Consider the following 26,553-nt stretch of genomic DNA (forward strand, 5'->3'; position numbering starts at 1 on the left):
TTGAGAATCGTCTCTGTGTCTGTCTCCGTCTCCGTCTCCGTCTCCGTTGAGAATCGTCTCTGTCGCCGCTGAAAGGGCTCCCACCGCCATGCGTATCAGGATCGTCGGAGCCGGGGCCATGGGCCGCGGCATCGCCCAGTGGGCGGCGAGCGCCGGTCACACCGTCGAGCTCGGGGACGTACGGCCCGAGGCGGTGACGGACGCCCTGGACTTCGTCGCCTCGATGCTGGACCGGGCCGTCGCCAAGGGCAGGATGCCGGCCGCCGAGCGGGACGCGGCCGTGGCCCGGCTGGTGCCGCTCGCCGAGCCGTGGGCGGCGGGCCCGGAGGTGGAGCTGGTGATCGAGGCGGTACGGGAGGACCTGGCGACCAAGGCCGAGGTGTTCGGGAAGCTGGAGCGGGCGCTGCCCTCCTCCGCCGTCTTCGCGACCAACACCTCCTCCCTGTCGGTGACCCGGATCGCCGCTACGCTCCGGGACCCCTCGCGCCTGGCCGGGCTGCACTTCTTCAACCCGGTGCCGCTGATGAGGATCGTCGAGGTGGTGCCGGGCGCGGCCACCCGACCGGAGATCCCGGCCCTGCTGACCGAACTGGTGGAGGGCTGCGGACACCGGGCGGTGACCGTCGCCGACACCCCCGGCTTCCTGGTCAACCACGCCGGGCGGGGGCTGGTGACCGAGGCGCTGGCGCTGCTGGAGGAGTCGGTGGCGGACCCGGCGGAGATCGACCGGATCGCCCGGGACGTGCTGGGGCTGCGGATGGGCCCCTTCGAGCTGATGGACCTGACCGGTCTCGACGTGACGGCCGCGGTGATCGACTCGATCTGGGAGGGCTTCCGGTACGAGGACCGGCTGCGTCCGTCCTTCCTGACCCCGAACCGGGTGGTGGCGGGGCTGCACGGCCGTAAGACGGGCCGTGGCTGGTACGCGTACGGCGAGGGGGCGTCCGGCCCCGCGCCGGAGAGCGCGGTCACCGGGGACGCGGAGCGCCCGGTGTTCCTGGTCCGGGGCGGGCGGCCGGAGACCGTCGCGTACGAGGAGGCCCTGGCCGGGTCCCTGGAGGCGGCGGGGGTCCGGGTCGAGCGGGGCGCGGGGCCGTCCGCGCGGGCCGTGGTGCTGGTGCCCGTCTGGGGGACGCCGGTGTCGGCGGCGGTCGCGGAGGGCGCGTGGCCCCGGGAGCGTACGTTCGGCGTGGAGGTGCTTCCCCCGGCGGGGCGGCGGCGGGTCCTCGCGGTGACGGCGGCCGGCGACCCGGTGGCCGCCCGGGACGCGCGGGCGGTGCTGGCGCGGGCCGCCGAGGGCGACGATCCGTACGCGGTGTCGGTGGTGCGGGACACCGCGGGCACGGTCGCGCAGCGGCTGCTGTCCTCCGTCGTCGCGGTCGGCTGCTCGATCGCGGAGCGCTCGCTCGCCGCGCCCGGTGACATCGATCTGGCGGTGACGACGGGGCTCGGCTATCCGTGCGGGCCGCTGGCCTGGGGTGAGCGGGTCGGGGCGGCGAGGCTGCTGGAGCTCCAGCGGTCGCTGCACGCGACGACGGGCGACCCGCGCCACCGGCCGACGCGGTGGCTCACGGAGCGGGCCGCCCTGGGCCTGGCCGTGACCGACCCGGGGACCTCTCCGGCCGACTGCCTGGGGTGAGGTCCCGGCGCGGGCGACCGATTCGTACAAGACCATCGGGGCACCGCGTGCGTACGGTCGGGGCATGACTCCACGACTTGACGCGATCAGCATCATCACGGCGGACCTGGCGGCCTCGCTCGCCTTCTACCGCAGGCTCGGCCTCGACATCCCCGAAGGGGCCGAGTCCGCACCGCATGTCGAAGTGACCCTGCCGGGCGGGCGGCGGCTGCTGTGGGACACGGAGGAGGTCATCGCCTCGTTCGATCCGGACTGGAAGCGCCCGGCGGGCGGTGAGCGGGTCGGCCTGGCCTTCGTCTGCGACAGCCCGCGGGAGGTGGACTCGGTGTACGCGGAGCTGGTCGACGCCGGGTACACCGGGCATCTGAAGCCCTGGGACGCGGTGTGGGGGCAGCGCTACGCGGTCGTCCTGGACCCGGACGGCTGCGGGGTGTCGCTGTTCGCTTCCGCGTCGCCCGCCGAGAAGTAGGCCCCGAGCGTCGTCCCGGCGAGGGCGCGCATCTCGCGGGCCAGGTGCGCCTGGTCGACGCAGCCCGCCGCGCAGGCCGCCTCGGCGTACGGCAGGCCCGCGCGGACGAGGGACAGGGCGCGCTGGAGGCGGAGGATCCGGGCCAGGGTCTTGGGGCCGTAGCCGAAGGCTGCCAGGGAGCGGCGGTGCAGTTGGCGGGCGCCCAGGCCGACCTCGGCGGCCGTCGCCGCGACGGAGCCGCCGCGCCGCAGCCGGTCGGCGACCGCCGCCGTGAGCGGGTCCGGGGGGCCGGTCCCGGCGGCCAGGCCCAGGGCGTAGTCCTCCAGGGCGGCCGCGGGGTCGGCGGCCCGGTCGATCCGGTCGACGAGCCCGCGGACGGCGGCCCGGGGCCAGAGGTCGGCGAGCTCGACCCGGTGGTCGCGCAGTTCGTCGGCCGGTACGCCGAGGAGGCCGGGGGCGGTACCGGGCGGGAAGCGGATCGCGGCGCAGGAGGCGCGGTCGCGGGGGTCGACCCGGAAGGCGTGGGTGTCGGGTCCGGCGACGACCAGGCGGCCGGCGGACCAGATCAGGTCCATGCAGCCGTCGGGAAGGACGGACCGGGCGGCGCCCGGCGGTCCGGGCGGGACGTCCAGGGTCCAGACGACGGCCCCGGCCAGCCGGGACGGCCGTTCCTGGTAGTGCTGCCGTTCCTGGTAGTGCTGCCGTTGCTGGTCGCGCTGATGTCGCTGGTTTCGCTGGTGTTCCCGGGGCATGCTTCCACGCTAAGGGCTGTCCCGTCCGGCCTCTCGGGGCCGCCCTCCGGGCGACGACGGGAGTTCGACGACAGGGCCTAACGCGGCCGGCGGGAGGAGGGGTCCTCCGACGACGTGGGCTCCTTGGACTCCTTGGGCTCCCTGCTCTCCTTCGTGTCCCTGGGATCCTTCTCCCAGGTCGCGTGCAGCCGGGACTTCACGTCGTCGGGCGGCAGGAAGCGGGACCAGCGCTCGGGGAACTCGGAGGGCATGTACGCGGGGCCGTCGTCCTCGTCTTCCTCGTCGTCCGCTCCGGCATGGGCGGCCGAGCGGGTACGGGCGACGAACTCGGCGGCCTGCGCGGCCCGGACGCGTTCGGTGGCCTCGCGGGCGGCGGCCGTGGCGAGCGAGGGCCACACCCGGTCGATGGCCGCGTTGACCGCGGCGCCGACCAGGACCGCGAAGGCGGAGATGCCGATCCACAGCAGGACGGCGATCGGCGCCGCCAAGGAGCCGTAGATGGTGGGGCCTTCGACCGTGTTGGTCAGGTAGATCCGGAGCAGGAAGCTGCCGAGGACCCACATGCCGAGCGCCATCAGGGCCCCGGGGACGTCCTCGATCCAGGGCGAACGCACCGGCACGGACACGTGGTACAGCGTCGTGAGGAAGGCGACGCCCAGCAGGATCACGAGCGGCCAGTACAGGACGGCTATGACCTCGGTGCCCCACGGCACCAGCTGGACCACCCGGTCCGGGCCGACGACCAGCAGCGGCAGCACCACCGCACCGATCAGCAGGGCGACGACGTACAGCAGGAAGGCGAGCAGCCGGGTCTTGACGATGCCGCGGTGGCCGTCGAGTCCGTACATGACGGTGATGGTGTCGATGAAGACGTTCACCGCGCGGGAGCCGGACCACAGGGCGATGGCGAAGCCGATGGAGATGATGTCGGGGCGGGCCCCGGTCGTGACGTCGGCGAGCAGCGGTTTGGCGAAGTCGTTGACCCCGCGCTCGGACAGCACCGTCTGTGCGGCGGAGAGGATGTTGCGCTCGATGGAGGCGACGGTGGTGGTCGTGGTCCACTCGTCGACGTAACCGAGCAGTCCGATCATGCCGAGCAGCAGCGGGGGCAGGGAGAGCAGGGTGAAGAACGCCGCCTCGGCCGCGAGTCCCAGAATGCGGTACTCGATGCACGAGTTGACGGTGTCCTTGAGCAAGTGCCACGCCATCCGTCGTTTGGAGACGTTGCGGTAGAGCACTCGCGCCCGGTGGAGCCGGCCCGGTGGCCGCTCGGGTGTTTCATTTGCTGCCTGCACGTCCTTACCGTATCGGCATGGCAGCCACCCCCCGCACCGTGACCGTTCAGGTTCCACCGCTGGTCGGCCATGACGTCTTCGCCGCGGACCGGGGCCTGTGCGAGGCCGTTGGACGGCATGTCGCGCCCGGGGTCCTGCCCGTGGCGCTGGAGGCGCTCGGCGAGCTCGGCCGGGCGTCGGTGGTGACACGGGCCCGGCCGGGAGTCGCGTAGCGAGGGAGGGTGGGAAGCGACGGAGGGTGGTGCTGCGCCGACACGGCACCACCCTCCATGCTTCTGCGACACCGGGCGACCGGGACGGGCCCGGCGCACAGTGTTCCTGCCACTCTTGTACGGAGCCGCGGGATCTGGCCAGAGTTGCAAAGGGTTGCAACGATTATGTGGACTGAGTGGACTGAGTGGACTGATCGGCGGTCCGGCCAGGTGACCGGCAGGATGGGCCGGGCGGGAAGCGTTCGGGGGGAACGGGGACCATGACGGAGACAGGTTCTGCGGGGGTGGTGCGGGTGACGGGCCAGGGGGCGGGCCGCCAGGCGACCCGGTCGCTCCACCGGGCGCGGGAGGCGCGGCTGGCGGGGGCCCGGTCCGAGGTCGCGCCCCGGGTGGAGATCGACGCCTCCTGGGACCGGGTGGTGCGCAGCGGTATCGACCCCGACCAGTCGCCGGAGAGTGAGCTGTTACAGGCGGACGAGATCGAGCACCGGCGCCACAGCACGGCGCTCGGCGAGCTGATGCCGTTGCTGCGGGCGGGGCTGGCCTCGATAGCGGATGCCGCGCAGCAGATCCTGGTGGTGACCGACGCCGAGGGCCGTGTGCTGTGGCGGCAGGGCCATCCGGGGGTGCTGCGCCGGGCCCACGCCATCTGCCTGGAGGAAGGGGCGGACTGGGCCGAGGCGGCGACCGGGACGAACGCGATCGGGACGGCGCTGGCCGCCCGGGTCCCCGTCCAGGTCCACTCGGCCGAGCACTTCATCCGGGCCCTGCACGGCTGGACCTGTGCGGCGGCCCCGGTCCGGGATCCGCGCGACGGCCGGCTGATCGGGATCGTGGACATCAGCGGTCCGGCGTCCACGTTCCATCCGGCGACGCTGGCCCTGGTCGATTCGGTGGCCCGGCTCGCCGAGGGTGAGATCCGCACCCGTCACCTGGCGGAGATCGAGCGGCTGCGCGCGGTGGCCGCGCCGATCCTGTGCCGGATCGGCGGGCGGGCGCTGGCTGTGGACGTGCACGGGCGGCTGGCGGCGGTGACGGGGATGGCTCCGGTGGACCGGCTGCCGCTGCCGAAGTCGCTGGGGCCGGGTCCGGTGTGGCTGCCCTCGCTCGGTATGTGCCGGGTCGAGCCGCTGCCGGGCGGCTGGCTGGTACAGGTGGACGACGGCGGCACGGAGGGGGCGCCGCGACGGGTGGTGCTGGACCTGAGCCGGCCCCGGGCTCTCGTCGTGCGGGTGACCGGTCCGCTGGGGAGCCGCACCGAGCGGCTCTCGCCGCGTCACGCGGAGCTGTTGTACGCGCTGGCGGTGCACCGGCAGGGGCGGTCGGCCTCGGAGCTGGCGCGGGACATCTTCGGGGACGGGACCCGGACGGTGACGGTCCGGGCCGAGGTCTCCCGGCTGCGGCGTCAGCTGGCGGAGGTGCTGGCCCACCGCCCGTACCGCTTCGGGGACGGGGTGGAGGTGGAGGTGATCCACCCGGAGGACCGCGCGGATCTGCTGCCGCACTCCAGGGCGCCCGTGGTGACGGAGTCCCGCGCGGCGGCTCCGCTCGCCTGAGGGGTGCGGCCGATGGGGGCGTGCTGTCCCCGGGCGGGGGCTTCCCGGGCGGGGCTTCCCGGGCGGGGCTTCCCGGGCGGGGGCCGCCGTGCGGGAGTGGGCGGCGGCATGGTTCTCTGGCCGTCATGAGCGATACCCCGCAGCCCGCAGCCCCGACCACCGAGGTGACCGTCTGGTCGCTGGAGCAGACCTCTCCCGACGATCTCCGTCCCGCCGCCGTACCGGAGGGCGATCTGCGCATCGTCCGGTCCGAGGTGGTGCTGCCGGAGTTCAGCCGGTTCCTCTACTCCGCCGTGGGCGGCGACATCCAGTGGACCGACCGGCTGGGCATGACGTACGCCCAGTGGCAGGAACTCCTTCAGCGGCCCGGGGCGGAGACCTGGGTGGCGTACGAGAACGGGACGCCGGCCGGGTACGTCCAGTTGGACGCGCAGGACGACGGCGTGGTCGAGATCATGTACTTCGGGCTGATCCCGGCGTTCCGGGGGCGGCGGATCGGCGGGCACCTCCTCAGTTACGGGGTGGCGCGCGCGTGGGACCTGGCGGAGCGCTGGCCGGAGCGGCCGGCGACGAAGCGGGTGTGGCTGCACACCTGTTCGAAGGACGGCCCGCACGCGATGGACAACTATCTCCGGCGCGGTTTCCGGCTCTTCGACACGAAGACCGAGGTGGAGCCGGACGTGGCGACGCCGGGGCCCTGGCCCGGGGCGTACTCCTGATCACCCGTGACCTCTGAGGGCGGTGGAGCGGTGGCTCCACCGCCCTCAGGGCTGCCAGGTGGGTGTTTTGTCGTCATTACGGGTGCCGTACTCCGTGACCAGCACCACATCGTCCCATGCTTCGAGACTCAGTCGTCCACATAGCGGATAGTGGTGGACTGCCCCGAGATGCGCGTGACACGCTTCCGCCATGCCTGGAACTGGAATTGCCTTGGTGAGTCGACGCCACGTCGACCTCTGCCGCATGTCCAGCGCCATCTGTCCGGCGAGCTGAGAGTCCCAGCGCCGCCGCCCCCTCTCTCCCTCTGAACCGCCCCGCGCACCGCCGCGCCTCAGCGCGAGTGTGCCGCTCAGAGCCGCCCTCCCGCAGTCCCGAAGGACGTATTGTCATGGCCGCTACCCCGGAACAGCCTGCGACCACCACGCCCCGCCGCAAGGCCGGACGCCACCGCGGCGAGGGCCAGTGGGCCGTGGGCCACCACACCCCCCTGAACGGGAACGAGCAGTTCAAGAAGGACGACGACGGTCTCAACGTACGGACACGTATTGAGACGATCTACTCCAAGCGCGGCTTCGACTCCATCGACCCGAACGACCTGCGCGGACGCATGCGCTGGTGGGGGCTGTACACCCAGCGCAAGCCCGGCATCGACGGCGGCAAGACGGCCGTGCTGGAGCCGGAGGAGCTGGACGACGAGTACTTCATGCTGCGCGTCCGCATCGACGGCGGCCGGCTGACCACCCAGCAGCTGCGGGTGATCGGGGAGATCTCCCAGGAGTTCGCGCGGGGCACCGCCGACCTCACCGACCGGCAGAACGTGCAGTACCACTGGATCCGCATCGAGGACGTGCCGGAGATCTGGCGGCGGCTCGAAGAGGTGGGCCTGTCCACCACCGAGGCCTGCGGTGACACGCCCCGCACCATCCTCGGCTCGCCCGTCGCGGGCGTTGCGGAGAACGAGATCATCGACGGCACGCCCGCCATCGACGAGATCCAGCGGCGGTTCATCGGCAACCCCGACTTCTCCAACCTGCCCCGCAAGTTCAAGACGGCGATCTCCGGCTCCCCGCACCTGGACGTGGCGCACGAGATCAACGACATCGCCTTCGTCGGCGTGAACCACCCGGAGCACGGGCCCGGCTTCGACCTCTGGGTCGGCGGCGGTCTCTCCACCAACCCGAAGCTCGGGGTGCGGCTCGGCGCCTGGGTGCCGCTCGACGAGGTGCCCGACGTGTACGGCGGGGTCATCGCGATCTTCCGCGACTACGGCTACCGGCGGCTGCGCACCCGCGCCCGTCTGAAGTTCCTGGTCGCGGACTGGGGCCCGGAGAAGTTCCGCCAGGTCCTTCAGGACGAGTACCTCAAGCGTGAGCTGATCGACGGCCCCGCGCCCGAGGAGCCCGCCCAGACCTGGCGCGACCACCTCGGGGTGCACCGGCAGCAGGACGGCCGCTTCTACGTCGGCTTCGCCGCGCGGGTCGGCCGGGTCGACGGATCCACGCTCACCAAGATCGCCGAGCTGGCCGACGCGCACGGCTCCGGCCGGGTGCGGACCACCGCCGAGCAGAAGATGATCGTGCTCGACGTGGCCGAGGAGCAGGTGGAGTCCCTGGTCTCCGGGCTGGAGGCGCTCGACCTCAAGGTCACCCCGTCCCCGTTCCGGCGCGGCACGATGGCCTGCACCGGCATCGAGTTCTGCAAGCTGGCGATCGTCGAGACGAAGGCGCGCGGAGCCGCCCTCATCGACGAACTGGAGCGCCGAATCCCGGAGTTCGACCACCCGATCACCATCAACATCAACGGCTGCCCGAACGCCTGCGCCCGCATCCAGGTCGCGGACATCGGCCTCAAGGGCCAGTTGATGCTGGACGAGAGCGGCAACCAGGTCGAGGGCTACCAGGTGCACCTCGGGGGGGCGCTCGGCCTGGAGGCCGGGTTCGGCCGCAAGGTCCGAGGCCTGAAGGTCACCTCGGCCGAACTGCCCGACTACGTCGAGCGGGTGCTCGGCCGCTTCCAGGAGGAGCGCGAGGACGGCGAGCGCTTCGCGACCTGGGCGGCCCGGGCCAGTGCGGAGTCGCTGTCATGAGCGAGCGAGCCGCCCCGTTCCACTGCCCGTACTGCGGCGACGAGGACCTGCGCCCCAACGAGACCGGTCACGGCGCCTGGGAATGTGCTTCCTGCAACCGTGCGTTCCAGCTGAAGTTCCTGGGTCTGCTGGCCCGGGGCGTTCGGCGCAACGACGGTGAGGGAGACGGGATATGACGGACGCTCTGCTGATCGGACAACTCGGCGACGAGGACCTCCGGGATCTGGCCGAGGAGGCCGGACGGGAGTTGGAGGACGCCTCCGCACCTACGATCCTGAAGTGGGCGACCGACACCTTCGGGCCGCGCTTCTGCGTCACCTCCTCGATGGAGGACGCCGTGGTCGCGCACCTGGCCTCACGGGTGATGCCGGGCGTGGACGTGGTCTTCCTGGACACCGGCTACCACTTCCCGGAGACCATCGGGACCCGGGACGCGGTGGACGCGGTGATGGACGTCAACGTCATCACGCTCACCCCCCGGCGCACCGTGGCCGAGCAGGACGCCGAGCACGGCGCGAGGCTGCACGACCGCGACCCCGACCTGTGCTGCGCGCTGCGCAAGATCAAGCCGTTGGAGGACGGCCTGACCACGTACGCCGCGTGGGCGACGGGCCTGCGCCGCGACGAGTCCCCGACCCGGGCGAACACCCCGGTCGTCGGCTGGGACGCCAAGCGCCGCAAGGTGAAGGTCTCCCCCATCGCCCGCTGGACCCAGGACGACGTGGACGCCTACGTCGCCGAGCACGGGGTGCTCACCAACCCGCTGCTGATGGACGGTTACGCCTCCGTCGGCTGCGCGCCCTGCACCCGCCGGGTGCTGGAGGGCGAGGACGCACGGGCCGGCCGCTGGGCCGGACGGGGCAAGACCGAATGCGGGCTGCACGGCTGATGACGACTGATCAGGAGAGTTCGATGAGCGTGACGGAGACAGGAGCCACGATCTGGCTGACCGGTCTGCCGAGCGCGGGCAAGACCACCATCGCGTACGAGCTGGCGGGCCGGCTGCGGACCGAGGGACACCGGGTGGAGGTGCTCGACGGCGACGAGATCCGCGAGTTCCTCTCCGCGGGCCTCGGCTTCTCCCGCGAGGACCGGCACACCAACGTGGCCCGGATCGGCTTCGTCGCCGAGCTTCTCGCCGCCAACGGCGTGAAGGTGCTGGTCCCCGTCATCGCCCCGTTCGCCGACAGCCGCGAGGCCGTCCGCAAGCGGCACGCCACCGAGTCCACGACGTATCTGGAGGTGCACGTCGCGACCCCCGTCGAGGTGTGCTCCGTACGCGATGTGAAGGGGCTGTACGCCAAGCAGGCGGCCGGCGAGATCAGCGGTCTCACCGGGGTCGACGACCCCTACGAGGCGCCCGAATCGCCCGACCTGCGGATCGAGTCGCACCAGCAGACCGTGCAGGAGTCCGCAGCGGCGCTCCACGCGCTGCTCACCGAGAGGGGCCTGGCGTGAGCACCGTCGCCACCGTGCCGGAAGGCACCGTCAACCCGTACGCGCTCAGCCACCTGGACTCCCTGGAGTCGGAGGCGGTCCACATCTTCCGTGAGGTGGCGGGAGAGTTCGAGCGGCCGGTGATCCTGTTCTCCGGCGGCAAGGACTCCATCGTGATGCTGCACCTGGCGCTCAAGGCGTTCGCGCCCGCGCCGGTGCCGTTCACCCTGCTGCACGTGGACACCGGGCACAACTTCCCCGAGGTCCTGGAGTACCGCGACCGCACGGTGAAGAAGCACGGGCTGCGGCTGCACGTCGCCTCCGTGCAGGAGTACATCGATGCCGGGAAGCTCCGCGAGCGCCCCGACGGCACCCGCAACCCGCTCCAGACGGTCCCGCTCACCGAGGCGATCCAGCAGCACCGCTTCGACGCGGTCTTCGGCGGCGGGCGGCGCGACGAGGAGAAGGCGCGGGCCAAGGAGCGGGTCTTCTCGCTGCGCGACGAGTTCTCCCAGTGGGACCCGCGCCGGCAGCGGCCCGAACTGTGGCAGCTCTACAACGGCCGGCACGCCCCGGGCGAGCACGTCCGCGTCTTCCCGATCTCCAACTGGACCGAGCTGGACGTCTGGCAGTACATCGAGCGCGAGGGGATCGAGCTCCCGGAGATCTACTTCGCCCATGAGCGCGAGGTCTTCGACCGCAACGGCATGTGGCTGACCGCCGGGCACTGGGGCGGCCCCAAGGAGCACGAGTCCACCCAGACCCGTCTGGTGCGCTACCGCACGGTCGGCGACATGTCCTGCACCGGCGCCGTCGACTCCGACGCCACCACGCTGGACGCCGTGATCACCGAGATCGCCGCCTCCCGGCTCACCGAGCGGGGCGCGACCCGCGCCGACGACAAGATGTCCGAGGCCGCGATGGAAGACCGCAAGCGCGAGGGGTACTTCTAACCATGACCACGACCACCGAGCAGTTCGCCGACGTGTCGGCCACCACCCTGCTGCGCTTCGCCACGGCCGGGTCGGTCGACGACGGCAAGTCCACCCTCGTGGGACGGCTGCTGCACGACTCCAAGTCGATCCTCACCGACCAGTTGGAGGCCGTCGAGCAGGCCTCGCTGAAAAGAGGTCAGGAAGCGCCGGACCTCGCGCTGCTGACCGACGGGCTGCGGGCCGAGCGCGAGCAGGGCATCACCATCGACGTCGCCTACCGCTACTTCGCCACCGCCCGCCGCCGGTTCATCCTCGCCGACACCCCGGGCCATGTGCAGTACACCCGCAACATGGTGACCGGCGCCTCCACGGCGGAGCTGGCCGTGGTCCTGGTGGACGCCCGTAACGGCGTCGTCGAGCAGACCCGCCGGCACGCCGCCGTCGCCGCGCTGCTGCGCGTCCCGCACGTGGTGCTGGCGGTCAACAAGATGGACCTGGTCGACTACGCGGAGCCCGTGTTCGCCGCGATAGCCGAGGAGTTCACCGCGTACGCCGCCTCGCTCGGCGTCCCGGAGATCACCGCGATCCCGATCTCGGCGCTGGCCGGGGACAACGTGGTGGAGCCCTCCGCGCACATGGACTGGTACGGCGGGCCGACCGTCCTGGAGCACCTGGAAACGGTGCCGGTCAGCCACGACCTCACCGCCTGCCACGCGCGCTTCCCCGTGCAGTACGTGATCCGCCCGCAGAGCGCCGAGCACCCCGACTACCGGGGCTACGCCGGTCAGATCGCGGCCGGGGTGTTCCGGGTGGGCGAGTCCGTCGCCGTGCTCCCCTCGGGGCGCACCACCACGATCACGGGCATCGACGCGCTCGGGGAGAGCGTCGACACCGCCTGGGCCCCGCAGTCGGTGACGCTCCGGCTGGCCGACGACATCGACATCTCGCGCGGCGACCTGATCGCCCCGGCCGACGACTCCCCCGACGTCACGCAGGACGTCGAGGCGACCGTCTGCCACGTCGCCGACCAGCCGCTGTCGGTGGGCCAGCGGGTGCTGCTCAAGCACACCACCCGCACGGTCAAGGCGATCGTCAAGGACATCCCCTCCCGGCTCACCCTGGACGACCTCTCCCAGCACCCGGCCCCCGGGCAGCTGGTCGCCAACGACATCGGCCGGGTCGTCGTGCGCACCGCCGAGCCGCTCGCGCTCGACGCCTACGCCGACTCCCGGCGCACCGGTTCGTTCCTCCTGATCGACCCGGCGGACGGTACGACGCTGAGCGCCGGCATGGCGGGCGCCTCGTTCGCCGCGGTCGCCGAAGCCGCCGCCCCGGCCGCCGACGACGACGCCGAGTGGGACTTCTGATGGCCACCGACTTCTTCTCCACCTTCGCGAAGGAGGGCGGCCGGGTGGGCAGCGGCGCCCTGGGAAGTGGTCAGGGCGGGGTCGGGCGATGTGCGTGATGACGTACGCGCACCGCTCGCGCGCCCTCCCGCACCGTCCGTACCGCCGAAGACCTGCCGACCTCCCGGCCGCGCCCCCCTGACCAGACAGCGGGACGCGAGCGCCGGGCCAACGAGAGGAAAGCCTCCCGTGCCTGCCCCCCGTTCCACCGTTCGCCGCTCCATCGCCGCCGTCGCGGCGCTGCCGCTGCTCGCCCTGGCGGCCACCGCCTGCGGCTACGGCTCCGAGGCCAAGGACGACGACGCCAGGAAGGCGAACGTCTCCGCCAAGGGGAAGAAGCTCTCCTCGGACACCGTGAAGATCGGCTACTTCCCGAATCTCACGCACGCCACCGCCCTGGTCGGCATCCAGGAAGGCACCATCCAGAAGGAACTGGGCGGCACCCAGGTCGAGTCCACGACCTTCAACGCGGGCCCCTCCGAGATCGAGGCACTGAACGCCGGCTCCATCGACATCGGCTTCATCGGCCCCTCCCCCTCCATCAACGGCTTCAGCAAGTCCCAGGGCAAGGGGCTGCGGATCATCTCCGGATCGGCCTCCGGCGGGGTGAAGCTGGTCGTCGACCCGGACAAGATCAAGACCCTGGACGACCTCAAGGGCAAGAAGATCGCCACCCCGCAGCTCGGCAACACCCAGGACGTGGCCTTCCTCAACTGGATCTCCGAGAAGGGCTGGAAGGTCGACGCCCAGAGCGGCAAGGGCGACGTCTCCGTGGTCCGCTCGGACAACAAGGTGACGCCCGACGCCTACAGGTCCGGTGACCTGGACGGCGCCTGGGTGCCCGAGCCGACCGCGTCCAAGCTGGTCTCCGAGGGCGCGAAGGTGCTCCTCGACGAGAAGGACCTGTGGCCGGACAAGAAGTTCGTGATCACGAACATCATCGTGTCGCAGAAGTTCCTCGACGAGCACCCGGACGTGGTCGAGGCGGTACTGAAGGGTTCGGTCGCCACCAACAAGTGGATCAACGCCAACCCCGAAGAGGCGAAGGCGTCCGCCAACAAGGCGCTGGAGAACCTGAGCGGCAAGCCGCTGCCCAAGGAGATCCTCGACCCGGCGTGGGAGTCGATCGAGATCACCGACGACCCGCTGGCCGCCACGCTCAAGACGCAGGCCGGGCACTCGGTGAAGTCCGGTCTGCTCAAGGAGCCGGACCTCCGGGGCATCTACGACCTGGGCCCGCTGAACAAGATCCTCAAGGCCGAGGGCAGGCCCGAGGTCGCCGACGCCGGTCTCGGCGTCAAGTAACCCGCCCATCCGTACCAGGAACCAGAAACCAGGATTCCCAGGAGGTGACGACCATGGCGACCACCACCCTCACCAAGGCCGAGGACCGTACGACGGTCGAGCACGCCGCCCGTCTCGCGCACGTCTCGAAGTCCTTCGCCGGACCCACCGGTCAGCAGCTCGTCCTGGACGACATCACGCTCGATGTCGCGCCGGGCGAGTTCGTCACCCTCCTGGGAGCCTCCGGGTGCGGAAAGTCGACGCTGCTCAATCTGGTGGCCGGACTCGACCGCCCGTCCAAGGGGTCCATCGAGACCCCCGGCGGGCGGCCGGCCCTGATGTTCCAGGAGCACGCCCTCTTCCCGTGGCTGACCGCGGGCAAGAACATCGAACTGGCCCTGCGGCTGCGCGGGGTGCCCAAGTCCGAGCGGCGCACCGAGGCGGAGCGGCTGCTCGAACTCGTCCGCCTGGGCGGGGCGTACGGCAAGCGGGTGCACGAGCTGTCCGGTGGTATGCGGCAGCGCGTCGCGATGGCCCGCGCCCTCGCCCAGGACAGTCAACTGCTGCTGATGGACGAGCCGTTCGCGGCGCTCGACGCCATCACCCGCGATGTGCTGCACGACGAGCTGACCCGGATCTGGCGGGAGACGAACGCCTCGGTCCTCTTCGTCACGCACAACGTGCGGGAGGCCGTACGGCTCGCCCAGCGCGTCGTGCTGCTCTCGTCCCGGCCGGGCCGGATCGCCCGGGAGTGGACGGTCGACATCGAGCAGCCGCGCCGTATCGAGGACACCGCCGTCGCGGAGCTGTCCGTCGAGATCACCGAAGAACTGCGTGGGGAGATCCGCCGACATGGCCAGCACTGACATCACGTCGAGCCGGAAGCGGCCGGACGGGGCAGCCGGACCGGGCGGCGGGAAGCCCGACGATCTGGCGGGCCTGGAGGCCGGGCTCGACGCCCTGGACGCCGTGCAGATCAACCGCACCCCGGTGCGTGAGGTCCTCCTGCGCAAGGTGCTGCCGCCGGTCGTGGCGGTGGCGCTCGTCCTGGTGATCTGGGAACTGTTGGTCCGCGCCCAGGTCACAGAGGTCTACAAGCTGCCGCCGCCCTCCGCGGTGTGGAACAGCGCGCGGGAGATGTGGCTCGCGGGCACGCTGCTGGAGGTCGTCTGGACCAGCGTCTCGCGCGGTCTGCTCGGCTTCCTCCTCGCGGTCGCCATCGGTACGCCACTGGGGCTGCTGGTCGCCCGGGTGAAGCTGATCCGGGCCGCGATCGGCCCGATCCTGTCCGGGCTCCAGTCGCTGCCGTCGGTGGCGTGGGTGGCCCCGGCGGTGATCTGGCTCGGGCTGAACGACCAGATGATGTTCGCGGTGATCCTGCTGGGCGCGGTGCCCTCGATCGCCAACGGGCTGGTCTCCGGCGTCGACCAGGTGCCGCCGCTGTTCCTCCGGGCCGGCCGCACGCTGGGCGCGACCGGGCTGCGCGGGACCTGGCACATCGTGCTCCCGGCGGCGCTGCCCGGCTATCTGGCGGGCCTCAAGCAGGGCTGGGCGTTCTCCTGGCGCTCGCTGATGGCCGCCGAGATCATCGCCTCCTCCCCCGAACTGGGTCTGGGGCTCGGGCAGTTGCTGGAGAACGGCCGCAGCAACTTCGACATGCCCGGGATCTTCCTCTCGATCCTGCTCATCCTGTTCGTCGGCATCGCCATCGACCTGCTCATCTTCAGTCCGCTGGAGCGGTGGGTGCTGCGCAGCCGCGGTCTCCTCGTCAAGAACTGAGCCCTCCCATGACGCACCCCACGCTCCTCGTCATCGCCCACGGCAGCCGCGACCCGCGGCACGCCGCGACCGTGCACGCGCTCACCGAGCGGGTCCGGGCCGAGCGGCCGGGGCTGCGCGTGGAGACCGCGTACCTGGAGTTCAACGCCCCTTCCGTGCCCCGGGTGCTGGAGCGCCTGGCGGCGGCGGGGACGGATCAGGTCGTCGCCCTTCCGCTGCTACTCACCCGGGCGTTCCACGCCAAGACCGACATCCCCTCGGTCCTGTGCGAGGCCCGCGCCCGGCTGCCGCGGCTGCGTATCCGGCAGGCCGACGTGCTCGGCCCGTCGCCGCTGCTCAACGCCACCCTGGGGCGGCGGCTGCGGGAGGCCGGGATCCGTCCCGGCGACATCCCCCGGACCGGGCTAGTCCTGGCCTCGGCGGGATCCACAGACCCGGAGGCGATCGCAGTGATCGCTGAAATCGCGCGGGAGCTGCGGCACACCGGTTGGTGCGCCGTGCGGCCTGCGTTCGCCTCCGCTGTTCATCCCGGTGGCATATCCAGCACCGAGGAAGCCGTACGGGCGCTGCGCGCCGACGGCGTGCACCGGGTGGCGGTGGCCCCGTACGTCATCGCGCCCGGCCGGCTCCCCGACCGCATCGCGGCGGGCGCCGAGGCGGCCGGGGCTGACGTACTGGCCGATGTGCTGGGCCCCGCACCGGAGTTGGCGCGGCTGCTGCTGGCCCGGTACGACGAGGCGCGGGTGACGGAGCGGGCCTCGCTGTCGGCCTGAGGGCCGGGAACGGCCGCCGGGGTGTCATCGCCCCGCCCACCTGCCTGCCTCGACCGACCGGCTCGCGGGTGGCCCCGGCCGGTCAGTCGTAGGAGAGGCCGCCGGACCGGGCGCGCTTGAGCTCGAAGAAGCCGTCGCCGTGGGCGGCGGCCGCGCGCCCGCGAGCGGGGCCGACCAGGAGATGTCCTGCCGGTCATCGGCGTCGTAGGCTCTCCCGGAGGACCAGGGCCCGACACTGCGGGCCGGAGCAGAGCGGGAAGGGCCGAACCATGCGGGTCGAGTACGACGCGTCGACGAATATGGCGTACCTCTACCTGGTCGACGACATCGGCCCGGGAGAACCCGTCCGGCAGGTACCCGCCGAGGACGACTCGGCGATACTCGACTACGACGCACACGGACGGCTCCTGGGTATCGAGCTTTTCAGCGCCACACGCCGGTTGCACCCGGAACTGCTGGCCGGCGCGGAGAAGACCGGCCGTGAGCCGCGCACGCGGTGATGGCACGGCCATGGCCGTGCGGCGGGACGCGCCCGGGGATCAGGCCTCGGCGAAAGGGCTGTCGAGGGGGCTGCCGGGCGGGCCGTCGTCGAACGGCGTCGCCTGGTGGAAGTAGAGCCGCCAGCCCGGCGCGGTCAGCCGCCACAGGGAACTGCGGTGCGAGTGGACCCCCTTGGACTCGGTGTCGAAGGTGAGGTGCACCAGGTCGGCGCAGAGCTGCGCCCCCCGCATGCGGGAGGCGGTGAGCGGACCGGGGCGTGGGGCGTCGTCGGCGGTGAGCGAGGCGATGATCGTCTCCCTGGTCCAGAGCCGGCCGCTGGTGCCGATCTCCCGGAACTCGGGGTGCAGCAGCGAGGCGAGGAGTTCGGCGGAGGCCCGTACCACGGGGTCCAGCAGGCGCAGCTCGCCCTCGATCGCTGCGGCCACGGCGGGCGACGGCTCAGCCACGGGTCAGCTCCACGAGTTTCGCCACGGTGTTCCAGTTGCGGCTGGTGGCGGTGAGGCCCTTGACGTGGCGGGGGCGTCCCAGCGCGACCGCCAGCTTGGAGCGGCCGAGTCCGTCGGGGGCGTACAGGTACAGACAGCGGTCGCCGAGCCGGAACTCCTCCGGCAGGAAGTCCCCGGCTTCCAGGCCCGCGAAGCGGTCCGCGTCCACGGGCCGGTCGAAGAAGGTGACGTGGAGCTGTTTGCCCTCCAGCTCGGCCGCGGGGAAGGGGCAGGCCTCGGCGACGGCGGCGAGATAGGCGGCGTCGCGGACGAGGCAGTCGACGGCGAATCCGAACCGCCGGTGCAGGGCCCGCTCCAGGGCGGCGGCCAGCACGTCCTCGTCGTCGGTCTCGCTCCGGAAGACGGCGTTGCCGCTCTGCAGATGGGTGGCGATGCCGGTGTGCCCCAGTTCGGTGAGCACGGTGCGCAGTTCGGGCATGGGGACCCTCTTGCTGCCGCTCACGTTGATCCCCCGCAGCAGCGCCGCGTACGTCGTCGTCATGGCCACTCACCCTAGGCCCTCGCGCGGGGATCCGGCCGGATTGGCCGGATCGGGGTGGGCCCGGGCGATCGTCGGGGCCGGCCGGAAACGGCGTAGCCGCCGCGCCCCGTGGGGGAGAGCGCGGCGGCCGCTGTGCGCGGGGGCCGGGCGGCGGGGGTGTGACCACCGCCGCCCGGCGTCCGGTCGGAACCGGGGTACTACTCGACGACCTTGAGGAGCTTGTTGGCCGTGCCCTCGGTGGCGTTGCTGATGGCGTCCGGGGTGGCTCCCTCGGTGAGCGCCGTGGCGACGGCCTCCGGGGTCGCGTCCTGGTTGCCCGCCAGGTAGACGGCGGCCGCGCCGACGACGTGTGGGGTGGCCATGGACGTACCGGAGATGGTGTTGGTGCCGGTGTCGCTGTCGTTCCAGGTGGACGTGATGTCCGAGCCCGGGGCGTAGATGTCGACGACCGGGCCGTAGTTGGAGAACGACGACTGCTCGTCGGCCTCCGTGGACGAGGCGACGGTGATCGCCTCGGGGACGCGGGAGGGCGAGCCCTGTCCGGCGTCGCTGGACTCGTTGCCGGCGGCCACACCGAAGGTGATGCCCGCGGCGATGGCCTTCTGCACGGCCTCGTCGAGGGCGGGGTCGGCGCCGCCGCCGAGGCTCATGTTGGCGACGGACGGGCCCTTGGCGTTGGCGGCGACCCAGTCGATCCCGGCGATGACCTGCTCGGTGGTGCCCGAGCCGTTGTCGTCCAGGACGCGGACGGCCACGATGTCCGCCTTCTTGGCGACGCCGTGCGCTGCCCCGGCTATGGTGCCCGCCACGTGGGTGCCGTGCCCGTTGCCGTCGTCGGCGTCGTCGTCGTTGTCGACGGCGTCGAAGCCGGAGGTGGCCCGGCCCTCGAAGTCCTCGTGGGTGACGCGGACACCGGTGTCGATGACGTACGCGGTGACGCCCTCGCCCCCGGCGTCCGGATAGGTGTAGGCGTTGTCGCCCGCGGTCCCGGTCTGGTCGATCCGGTCCAGGCCCCATGACGGCGGGTTGTCCTGGGTGGCGTCGATGCTGAACTTCTTGTTCTGCACCACCTTGGCGACGGCCGGGTCGGCGGCGAGGCGCTTGGCCTCGGTCTCCGAAAGGCCGCTGGCGGAGAAGCCGTTGATGCTGGAGGAGTAGGTGCGCTTGAGCTTGCCGCCGTACTCCTTCGCGAGCTCGGACTTGTCGGCCTTCTTCTCGTCCAGCATCACGATGTAGCTGCCGGACACGGCGGTCGCGGCGTCCGTGCCGTAGACCGTGCCCATGGGGGCCGGTGCGGCTCCGGCGAACGAGGTGCCGAGAAGGGTGACTCCGGCGGCGGCCGCCACGGCGGTGATCGCGGCGGTCAGCTTGGTGCGACGGGTGCGCTGGTGCTTGGCCATGAAGAGGGGTCTCCTCGTCAAACTCTGTGGGGGGATTGGCCCTCGGCCGGAAGATCTCCGGGGGCTGGCTCGAAACCCTGACCGATTGACGAGCACAGATCAAGGCCTTCATGAGGGTGTGACTTGCTCAACAAGGTTCTGTAATAAGAAATCAGCCATGGCTGGTCACAACGGCCGCAGAGTGCCGACCGATATCCGGCCCGCCCGGATCGCGCGGTCGGGGGCCGCCCGGCGAAAGCACACCGTCTCGCATATCGCCTGCTCAGAGCCGCACTTGAAGCGTCGAACACCGATGGCCCGGCCGCCGCCGGGGTGCCGCAGAGGCCTGTGGGGCGGGAGTGACCGGACGTGAAGACCCGTGAAGGCCCGTGAAGGTGTGCGCGAGAGGAGTGAACACCCGGCCCCTGGTGTGAAATCGCGAGGGCGTGCGTGCAGATGCGCCGACCGGATCCGGGGCGACAGGGGCTTCACAGAGCCGGAACACGGACGTCCCGCCCCGGAGAACCGCTGGTCGCGGCGGTCGGGGCGGGACGGAGAACGTCCGGATAGCGCTCAGGCGATTCCGCTCAGCGCGACAGTTCGGCCTCGATGAGGTCGGCGGCCCGCGGGGTGCCGCCCTCCCGTGCCATCTGCTCGCTCAGCCGCTCGCACCGGGCGGCCACTTCGGGGTCGTTCACCAGAGTGAGCACGGCCTCGCGCAGGCTCGCGGCGTCGGCCTCCTCCATCGGGAGGTGCCGGGCCACCCCCAGCGACTGGAGCATGTCCGCGTTGCCGAACTGGTCGACGGCCTGGGGGACGGCGACCATCGGGGTGCCGGTGGCGAGCCCCTCCTGGCTCCCGCCCGCGCCGGCATGGGTGATGAAGGCGTCGGCCTGCTTGAGGACGGCCAGCTGCGGCACCCAGGTGCGTACCTCCACGTGGTCCGGTACGTCTCCGAGTTCGGCGGGGTCGACGTGGGCGCCGATCTGGAGCACCACGTGCCAGCCCGGCAGGCCGCGAGAGGCCTCGACGCACTCCCGGTAGAACGCGGGCTGCTTGGTGAACGAGGAGCCCAGCGACACCAGGAGCACCTTCTCCGCCCCGGCGGGCCGGGCCCACTCCCCCTGGTCCGCGCGGTCGCCCTGGCAGGCCCCGACGAAGGTGTACATCTCGCGGTTCACCCGGTCCGCGTTCGGCTGGAGCGCCTCGGGGATCAGCACGATGCCGAAGCGGGGGCGGGCCACGAAGTCGTCGCTGGGAACATGGCCGAGGCCGTTCTCGGCGAGCCAGTCGTCGAAGCGCGCGTAGTACGCCTTGCCGCGCTCGGTCTGCTTCAGCTCGGCGGTCATCGGCTCGCCCACCTCCTCCTCGTACCCCTCCCAGGGGACCAGGTTGGGCCAGAGGGAGACGGCGGGGACGCCCCATCGGTGGGCGAGGACCCGGGCGGGATAGGAGGTGATGTCGTGCAGGACGAGGTCGGGCTCGTCGCCCGCGAAGGCCTCGGCGAGCTGCGGGAGCGCCTGGAGCGCGTCGTCGAGGAAGGGTTCGATGTTGTCGATCAGCTCGGTGCCCCAGGCCTCGGGGTCGTCGTCGGTCGGCAGGGTAGAGGTGTAGATCACCGGCCGGGCGCCGGTGGCGGCGACCTTCTCGGCGAAGGAGGCCGGGATGGCGTAGCTGACGCGGTGTCCACGGTCGACGAGTTCGCGGATGACGTCGAGGCTCGGGTTCACATGTCCGTGGGCGGCGATGGAGAACATGGCGATGTGGGCACGCGGGGATTCCGTCATGCCGCACACCGTAAGCGAGACGAGACGTCTCGTGCAACCTGAATTCCCGACCAGGATCAGCGCTGGTAGCGGGCCAGCACCCGGTTTCCGTCGTCCACCAGCCGTTTCCGCAGCTCGTCGGTGCCGATCGCGCCGCTGTAGTACTCCTGGAGGGCGGGGGTGGCCACCTTGTCCTTCCACTCGGGGTAGCCGCGCACCGACTGGGCGGGGGCCGGGCGCAGCCCCTGCGCGAGCGCGGTGCCGACGGCCCAGCCGTGCTCGCTCCCCCGCAGCGACGGGTCGGCCAGGGCCTCCGTACCGGTGGGCAGCATCCAGTCGCCACGGGCGAGGCGCACCATGTTCGGTGGGCGCAGCAGGAAGTCGATGAACGCGACGGCCTCCTTCTTGTGCGGGCTCTCCTCGGCGACCGACAGCGTCTGCGGGCTCACGCCCTGGACCGCGCCGCCGGCGCCCGCGGGCATCGGCAGAACCGTCCAGTCGAACCCCTCGGGTGCCTGCTGGATGATCTGCTGGCGGTAGGAGAAGCCGAGCGGGAGCATCGCGTACTTGCCGCCGAAGAACCCGGGCAGCGCGTCCGACCCGCCCATGCCCAGCGCGCCGCGGGCCGCGCTCCCGTCGGTGTTGACCTGGTCACGGATGGTGCCGGTCACCACGCCGTCGCCCGGCTCGAAGCGCAGGACCGCCTTGCCGTCGTCGTCGCGGTGGAAGAGCTGTCCGCCGCCGGACAGGCCCAGGTTGAGTGTGACGGAGACCGGCTCTTTCAGCGGCCAGGCGACCCCGTACCGCCCTTTGCCCGTCAGCTCGTCGGTGACCTGCCGGAACTCCTTCCAGCTCCAGGGGCGCTCCGGGGTCGGGACGCGCGCGCCCGAGTCCTTCAGCAGCTTCGTGTTGGCGATCAGCACCCGGGGCTCCTGGAGGAAAGGCACCCCGTACACGCCCTCGCCGAACGTGGTGGTGCGCCAGGACTGTTCGGGGATGTCGGCCTTGAGCCGGTCGGGGAGAAGGGGGCGCAGGTCGGCGAGGTAGCCCCCGTACGCGAAGTCGGCCAGGTCGTCGGAGGCGTCGTGGATGACGTCGGGGGCCTCGCCGCCCTCGAAGGAGGTGAGCAGCTGGTCGTGGACGCTGTCCCAGCTGCCCTGGACGTAGTCCACCTGGACATCGGGATGGGCCGCGTTCCACTCCTTCACCAGTTGCCTGTTGGCGTCGACGGACTCCTTCTGCCAGGCCAGCGACTGGAACCGGAGCCGGATCGTGCCGTCCGCGTCCCGCCCGTCGTCGCCGTCGCCGGAGCAGCCGGTGAGCAGCAGGGCCAGTACGGCTACGGCGGTCGCCGCCCGCCGGGCCGCGGCGCGCATCAGTTCTTCACCGCCCCGGCCGTCATCCCGCCGGTGATCCGCCGCTGGATGAAGGCGAAGAGGACGAGGGAGGGGAGTGTGGCGAGGAAGGCGGCCGCGGCGAGGGGGCCGAGGTCGGCCACGCCCTCCGCGCCGAGGAAGTGGGTGAGGACGACCGGCAAGGTCTGCTTCTCCGGGGTCTTGAGCAGGACGAGCGCGAAGAAGAACTCGTTCCATGCGGTGATGAACGCGAACAGCGCGGTGGCGACGATCCCCGGGGCGAGCAGCGGGGCCACGACCGAGACGAGCGTCCGTACGCGGCCCGCCCCGTCGACGGCGGCGGCCTCCTCCAGCTCGGTCGGCACGGCCCGTACGTATCCGGCGAGCATCCAGAGCGCGAAGGGCAGCGACCAGACGACGTAGACCATGATCAGCCCCCACAGGGTGTTGATCAGGTGCAGGTTCTTCAGGATCAGGAAGAGCGGGATGATCACCAGGACGAACGGGAACGCCTGGCTGACGACCACCCAGCCGGTCGCGGCGGTGGCGAGCCGGCCCCGGTGGCGGGCCATCACATAGGCCATCGGGGTGGCGATCACGACGGCGATCACGGCCGCGCCGACGGCGGCGATCAGGGAGTTGGCGGCGGCCTGGAGCAGCGGCTGCTCGTCGAAGGCCTGCCGGAAGTTGTCCAGGGTGGGCTGCTCGGGGACCCAGGTGGGGTGGAGCGAGCCCAGTTCGCGGGCGGGTTTGAAGGCGGTCGAGATCAGCCACACGAACGGGAACGCGAGGAAGACCAGGTACGCCAGGAGCGCCAGGTACTGAGCGGCCCGCCCGGGCGCGCTGGTGCGCAGCCCGGTCGACTCCCGCCCCGCCGGTCCACGCCTCGCGAGCCCGGCCCCCGCCGGCTTCCGTCCCACCGGTCCGCGCCCCGCCGGTCCGCGCCTCATCGGTCCTCGCCTCCCCTGAGCCGGCCGACGAGGTGGAAGGCGAGGAGCACGGAGATCACCGCGACCATCACGAAGCCCATCGCCGCGGCGTACCCGAACTGCCCGTACCGGAAGGCCTCCTCGTAGGCGAAGAGCATCGGCAGCCGGGTCCGGCCGCCGGGTCCGCCGCTGGTCAGGACGTAGACCAGGGCGAAGGAGTTGAAGTTCCAGATCAGGTTGAGCGCGGAGATCGCGAGCGCGATCGGTTTCAGCGCGGGCCAGGTGACGGTACGGAAACGGCGCCACGCGCCCGCTCCGTCCAGGGCGGCCGCCTCGTGGAGTTCGCGCGGGGTGTTCTGGAGTCCGGCGAGCAGGGCCACGGTGGTCTGGGGCATGCCCGCCCAGATGCCGACGAGGATCACGGCGGGCAGCGCGGTGGCGAGGCCGGTCAGCCAGTCCCGGCCGTCGCCGAGTCCGAGGTCGCGGACGGTCTCGTTGAGGATGCCGGCGTCCGGGTTGTAGACGAGCCGCCACATGATGCCGACGACGACCTCGGGCATCGCCCAGGGGATGATCGCCAGCGCCCGGGCCAGCCAGCGCATCCGCAGGTTCTGGTTGAGCAGCAGGGCGAGGCCGAGCGCCAGGAGGAACTGCGGGACGGTCACGCCGACCGCCCAGAGCAGGCCGATCCGGAACGAGTCCCAGAACAGGGTGTCGTGCAGCAGGTCCTGGAAATTCAGGGTGCCGATCCACTGGGTGGAGCGGGTGCGGCCGGACTGCGCGTCGGTGAAGGCGAGAGCGAGGCCGTAGAGCAGCGGTCCGACGCTGAGGAGCAGGATCGGGATGAGCGCGGGCAGCACCAGGAACCAGGCGGCCCGGTCCCCGAACGCCTTGCGTTCCGGACGGCCCGGCCTTCCCGGACGGCCGGAGCCCCCCGCACGTCCGCCCCGCCCGCCCTGCCCGTCCGGTCCGTCGCGCCCGCTGTGCGGGTCGTCAGGTCCGGGCCGCTTCGCCGCGGTCACCGATGTCACGAAGTAGACCCCTTTGCCCCGTATCTCCCAGATGCGCCTGAGACGGACTTCATCCCGTTCCTCCTGCCCGGGAGGCCTCCGTCATCGTGCTGACGGGGCATCGGTTCGTCAAGGTGGCCTGCGGGGATGCAAAATCGCACCCATGGACGAGATGCGAGCGCGCGAGGTGCTGACGGCCGCCGGCGTTCCCGGCGCGGCGGAGCTGCTCGCGCTGGGCGAGAACGCGGTCTTCGCCGCCGGCGACCTGGTGATCAAGGTCGGCCGGGACGCCACCGGCCACCCCGAGCTGCGCGAGCGGGCGGAACGGGAGGTGGCCCTCGCCGACTGGCTCGCCGCGTCCGGCGTCCCGGCCGTCCGCGCGGCCGAGCGGGGGCCGCGCCTGGTCGAGGGCCACCCCGTGACGCTGTGGCACCGGCTTCCCGACCCCGTACGCCCCGCCGAGCCGCGCGACCTCGCACCGCTGCTCTCCCTGGTGCACGCGCTGCCCGCCCCGGCCGGCTTCACCCTGCCGCGCCGCGAGCTGCTGGGCGGGGTGGAGCGCTGGCTGAGCCTGGCGGGAGAGGCGATCGACCCGGCGGACGCCGACTACCTCCGCGAGCGCCGCGACGGCTTCGCGGCCGCGGCCGCCGCGCTCGTTCCGCATCTGCCGCCGGGACCGATCCACGGCGACGCGCTCCCGCGCAACGTCCACGTCGGGCCCGACGGCCCGGTCCTGGTCGACCTGGAGACGTTCTCCGCCGATCTGCGCGAGCACGACCTGGTCGTTCTCGCCCTCTCCCGCGACCGCTACGGCCTCGACCCCGCCGCCTACGACGCCTTCACCTCCGCGTACGGCTGGGACGTCCGGGAGTGGGAGGGGTGCGCGGTGCTGCGCGGCGCCCGGGAGACGGCCAGCTGCGCCTGGGTCTCCCAGCACGCCCCGGCCAACCCGAAGGCGCTCGCCGAATTCCGCCGCCGGGTGGCATCGCTGCGCGAGGGGGACGCGGCGGTTCGGTGGTATCCGTTCTAGCGCTCGACGACTCCCGTGGTTCCGGTTCGGGTTCCAGTAACGGTTTCGGTTCAGGCTCCAGTACCGGGTCCAGTACCGGTTCCGGTTCCGGTACCGGCTCCGGTTCCGGTCGGGTCGGCGACGGGAGGATCGGATGATGGACGGCGTCGCGGCTCAGGCCATCGTGGGCGACATCGTCGATCGGCTCGGCGTCCGGGTGAACGTCATGGACGATCACGGCATCATCATCGCCAGCAGCGACCGGTCCAGGGTGGGCGGCCTCCACGAGGGCGCGCTGCGTGTGCTGCGGACGGGGCGGCTGTTCGCCGTCACCAGCGAAGAGGCCCACGCCCTGACGGGGACGCTCGCCGGAGTCAATCTGCCGTTGCGGCTCGGCGACGAGATCGTGGGCGTCGTCGGTGTGAGCGGCGACCCCGCGCGTGTGGGCGAGATCGCCCGGGCCATCGCGAGGATGGCCGAGCTCATGGTCGCCCAGCAGGCGTTTCTCGGAGAGGCCGGCTGGCGCCACCGCGTGCGGTTGCAGCTGATCGAGGACCTGCGCACCGGAGGTCTGACCGGGGCGGGCTGGCGGCAGCGGCAGCAGCTCGCGGGCTGCCGGGTGGAGCCTCCGTACCACCTGTTCGTGATCGACGGCGTGACGGGACGGCCCGGCCGCGGCCCCCTGGGCGATCCGGAGGACCCCGCGGAGCGGTACCGCCGGCTGGAGGCGGACGAGGCCGCCACCATCATCGCGCCGGACACGAACGGTGTCCTGTGGGTGGTGGCCGGCGGGTCCGCCGGAGTCGGGCTGCGGCACCGGATCTCGCTGCTGTGCCGGGCGGAGAGCGACATCGGATGCCTGGACGCGGGGCGCGCCGATGACTTCCCGACGCTCCTCGAACGGGCCGCGCAGGCCGGGTTCGCGCTGCGGCGGCGGCTGCGCGGTGTGGTGCACCTGTCGAGTCTGGAGCTGCCGGTCCTCCTCGCCAGGCTCGACCCCGGGACCCGGCGCGGTGCGGCGGCACGCATCGTGGGCGCGCTGCCCGAGGAGCTGCGCCACACCCTGCGGGTGTACTTCACGCACGACCGGAACGTGGGCGACGCGGCGACCGCTCTGAACGTCCACCGCAACACCCTGGCCTACCGCCTCGGACGCGTGGAGCACCTCACCGGCCGCGACCCGCGCGCCTTCCAGGACGCGGTGGTCCTCCAGGTCGCACTGCACCTGCAGGAGCTGTCCGAGCCGGAGTGACCGGGATGGCGAGGTTCCTTCC

Annotated in this window: 27 protein-coding genes and 1 pseudogene; 19 read left to right on the forward strand and 9 right to left on the reverse strand. The window is 72.0% G+C overall.

Annotated elements, in window-relative coordinates:
* Positions 1-88: 88 nt before the first annotated feature.
* Positions 89-1,639 (forward strand): 3-hydroxyacyl-CoA dehydrogenase, encoded by a 1,551-nt coding sequence (locus D581_RS0108460; RefSeq protein WP_026290331.1) that lies wholly within the window; start codon positions 89-91, stop codon positions 1,637-1,639.
* Between the two features lie 64 nt (positions 1,640-1,703).
* A complete protein-coding gene (locus D581_RS0108465; RefSeq protein WP_018956806.1) occupies positions 1,704-2,108 on the forward strand; it encodes a VOC family protein in 405 nt (134 codons plus the stop codon).
* Here the strand turns inward: D581_RS0108465 and D581_RS0108470 are convergent.
* On the reverse strand, positions 2,036-2,860 hold the full coding sequence (locus tag D581_RS0108470) for a DUF6597 domain-containing transcriptional factor (protein WP_018956807.1): 825 nt from the start codon (positions 2,858-2,860) through the stop codon (positions 2,036-2,038). The two genes, D581_RS0108465 and D581_RS0108470, sit on opposite strands and share 73 nt — an antisense overlap.
* A gap of 77 nt (positions 2,861-2,937) precedes the next feature.
* Positions 2,938-4,098, reverse strand: a complete 1,161-nt coding sequence (locus D581_RS0108475; protein ID WP_018956808.1) for a YihY/virulence factor BrkB family protein — start codon at positions 4,096-4,098, stop codon at positions 2,938-2,940.
* Between the two features lie 74 nt (positions 4,099-4,172).
* Between D581_RS0108475 and D581_RS0108480 the strand changes: the two genes are divergently transcribed.
* From D581_RS0108480 to D581_RS0108545, 15 genes are all read left to right on the forward strand, one after another.
* Positions 4,173-4,367 (forward strand): hypothetical protein, encoded by a 195-nt coding sequence (locus D581_RS0108480; RefSeq protein ID WP_018956809.1) that lies wholly within the window; start codon positions 4,173-4,175, stop codon positions 4,365-4,367.
* 260 nt (positions 4,368-4,627) lie between these two features.
* On the forward strand, positions 4,628-5,923 hold the full coding sequence (locus D581_RS0108485) for a helix-turn-helix domain-containing protein (protein ID WP_032752618.1): 1,296 nt from the start codon (positions 4,628-4,630) through the stop codon (positions 5,921-5,923).
* A 125-nt stretch (positions 5,924-6,048) separates the two neighbouring features.
* Positions 6,049-6,642 (forward strand): GNAT family N-acetyltransferase, encoded by a 594-nt coding sequence (locus D581_RS0108490; RefSeq protein WP_018956811.1) that lies wholly within the window; start codon positions 6,049-6,051, stop codon positions 6,640-6,642.
* A gap of 190 nt (positions 6,643-6,832) precedes the next feature.
* Positions 6,833-6,916: a putative leader peptide gene (locus D581_RS1000000142000; RefSeq protein WP_310738857.1), complete on the forward strand. Its 84-nt coding sequence runs from the start codon at positions 6,833-6,835 to the stop codon at positions 6,914-6,916.
* Between the two features lie 115 nt (positions 6,917-7,031).
* Positions 7,032-8,729: a nitrite/sulfite reductase gene (locus D581_RS0108495; protein ID WP_018956812.1), complete on the forward strand. Its 1,698-nt coding sequence runs from the start codon at positions 7,032-7,034 to the stop codon at positions 8,727-8,729.
* On the forward strand, positions 8,726-8,905 hold the full coding sequence (locus D581_RS0108500) for a hypothetical protein (protein ID WP_018956813.1): 180 nt from the start codon (positions 8,726-8,728) through the stop codon (positions 8,903-8,905). The genes D581_RS0108495 and D581_RS0108500 overlap by 4 nt, the downstream gene beginning before the upstream one ends.
* Positions 8,902-9,618 carry a phosphoadenylyl-sulfate reductase gene (locus D581_RS0108505; RefSeq protein WP_018956814.1) on the forward strand — a complete coding sequence of 239 codons (717 nt, stop codon included), beginning with the start codon at positions 8,902-8,904 and terminating at the stop codon, positions 9,616-9,618. Before D581_RS0108500 ends, D581_RS0108505 begins: the two co-directional genes overlap by 4 nt.
* A 23-nt stretch (positions 9,619-9,641) precedes the next feature.
* Positions 9,642-10,187, forward strand: coding sequence for an adenylyl-sulfate kinase (gene cysC / locus D581_RS0108510; protein ID WP_018956815.1), 546 nt, complete (start codon positions 9,642-9,644; stop codon positions 10,185-10,187).
* Complete coding sequence (cysD, locus tag D581_RS0108515) at positions 10,184-11,119, forward strand: sulfate adenylyltransferase subunit CysD (RefSeq protein WP_018956816.1); 936 nt, start codon at positions 10,184-10,186, stop codon at positions 11,117-11,119. The genes cysC and cysD overlap by 4 nt, the downstream gene beginning before the upstream one ends.
* 2 nt (positions 11,120-11,121) lie before the next feature.
* Positions 11,122-12,468: a GTP-binding protein gene (locus D581_RS0108520; RefSeq protein ID WP_018956817.1), complete on the forward strand. Its 1,347-nt coding sequence runs from the start codon at positions 11,122-11,124 to the stop codon at positions 12,466-12,468.
* Between the two features lie 228 nt (positions 12,469-12,696).
* Entirely contained in the window at positions 12,697-13,812 is a 1,116-nt protein-coding gene (locus D581_RS0108525) for an aliphatic sulfonate ABC transporter substrate-binding protein (protein ID WP_018956818.1), read from the forward strand.
* Between the two features lie 53 nt (positions 13,813-13,865).
* The gene (locus tag D581_RS0108530; RefSeq protein WP_018956819.1) at positions 13,866-14,657 is read left to right on the forward strand and encodes an ABC transporter ATP-binding protein; all 792 of its coding nucleotides are present in this window, start codon (positions 13,866-13,868) and stop codon (positions 14,655-14,657) included.
* Complete coding sequence (locus D581_RS0108535; protein ID WP_018956820.1) at positions 14,644-15,570, forward strand: ABC transporter permease; 927 nt, start codon at positions 14,644-14,646, stop codon at positions 15,568-15,570. Before D581_RS0108530 ends, D581_RS0108535 begins: the two co-directional genes overlap by 14 nt.
* Positions 15,571-15,578: 8 nt before the next feature.
* Positions 15,579-16,343, forward strand: a complete 765-nt coding sequence (locus tag D581_RS0108540; protein WP_018956821.1) for a sirohydrochlorin chelatase — start codon at positions 15,579-15,581, stop codon at positions 16,341-16,343.
* 269 nt (positions 16,344-16,612) lie between these two features.
* Entirely contained in the window at positions 16,613-16,843 is a 231-nt protein-coding gene (locus tag D581_RS0108545) for a DUF2283 domain-containing protein (protein WP_018956822.1), read from the forward strand.
* A 39-nt stretch (positions 16,844-16,882) separates the two neighbouring features.
* On the opposite strand, the gene D581_RS0108550 is transcribed toward D581_RS0108545, so the two are convergent.
* The 7 genes and pseudogenes from D581_RS0108550 to D581_RS0108580 all read right to left on the reverse strand — a co-directional run bounded on the left by D581_RS0108550 (position 16,883) and on the right by D581_RS0108580 (position 24,291).
* On the reverse strand, positions 16,883-17,290 hold the full coding sequence (locus D581_RS0108550) for a nuclear transport factor 2 family protein (RefSeq protein ID WP_018956823.1): 408 nt from the start codon (positions 17,288-17,290) through the stop codon (positions 16,883-16,885).
* Positions 17,283-17,831, reverse strand: coding sequence for a DUF1697 domain-containing protein (locus tag D581_RS0108555; protein ID WP_018956824.1), 549 nt, complete (start codon positions 17,829-17,831; stop codon positions 17,283-17,285). The genes D581_RS0108550 and D581_RS0108555 overlap by 8 nt, the downstream gene beginning before the upstream one ends.
* 197 nt (positions 17,832-18,028) lie before the next feature.
* Entirely contained in the window at positions 18,029-19,231 is a 1,203-nt protein-coding gene (locus D581_RS0108560; protein WP_018956825.1) for a S8 family peptidase, read from the reverse strand.
* 566 nt (positions 19,232-19,797) lie between these two features.
* Positions 19,798-21,034: pseudogene (gene mgt / locus D581_RS0108565) on the reverse strand (macrolide-inactivating glycosyltransferase).
* Between the two features lie 19 nt (positions 21,035-21,053).
* A complete protein-coding gene (locus tag D581_RS0108570; protein WP_018956827.1) occupies positions 21,054-22,352 on the reverse strand; it encodes an ABC transporter substrate-binding protein in 1,299 nt (432 codons plus the stop codon).
* A complete protein-coding gene (locus tag D581_RS0108575; RefSeq protein ID WP_486585819.1) occupies positions 22,352-23,281 on the reverse strand; it encodes a carbohydrate ABC transporter permease in 930 nt (309 codons plus the stop codon). Before D581_RS0108575 ends, D581_RS0108570 begins: the two co-directional genes overlap by 1 nt.
* A complete protein-coding gene (locus D581_RS0108580; RefSeq protein ID WP_026290333.1) occupies positions 23,278-24,291 on the reverse strand; it encodes a carbohydrate ABC transporter permease in 1,014 nt (337 codons plus the stop codon). The genes D581_RS0108575 and D581_RS0108580 overlap by 4 nt, the downstream gene beginning before the upstream one ends.
* A gap of 142 nt (positions 24,292-24,433) precedes the next feature.
* Between D581_RS0108580 and D581_RS0108585 the strand changes: the two genes are divergently transcribed.
* Together D581_RS0108585 and D581_RS0108590 are read left to right on the forward strand one after the other, a co-directional pair.
* A complete protein-coding gene (locus D581_RS0108585; RefSeq protein ID WP_018956830.1) occupies positions 24,434-25,300 on the forward strand; it encodes a phosphotransferase enzyme family protein in 867 nt (288 codons plus the stop codon).
* Between the two features lie 136 nt (positions 25,301-25,436).
* Positions 25,437-26,531: a sugar diacid recognition domain-containing protein gene (locus D581_RS0108590; protein ID WP_158688587.1), complete on the forward strand. Its 1,095-nt coding sequence runs from the start codon at positions 25,437-25,439 to the stop codon at positions 26,529-26,531.
* Positions 26,532-26,553 lie beyond the last annotated feature (22 nt).

This window comes from Streptomyces sp. CNB091 (assembly GCF_000377965.1).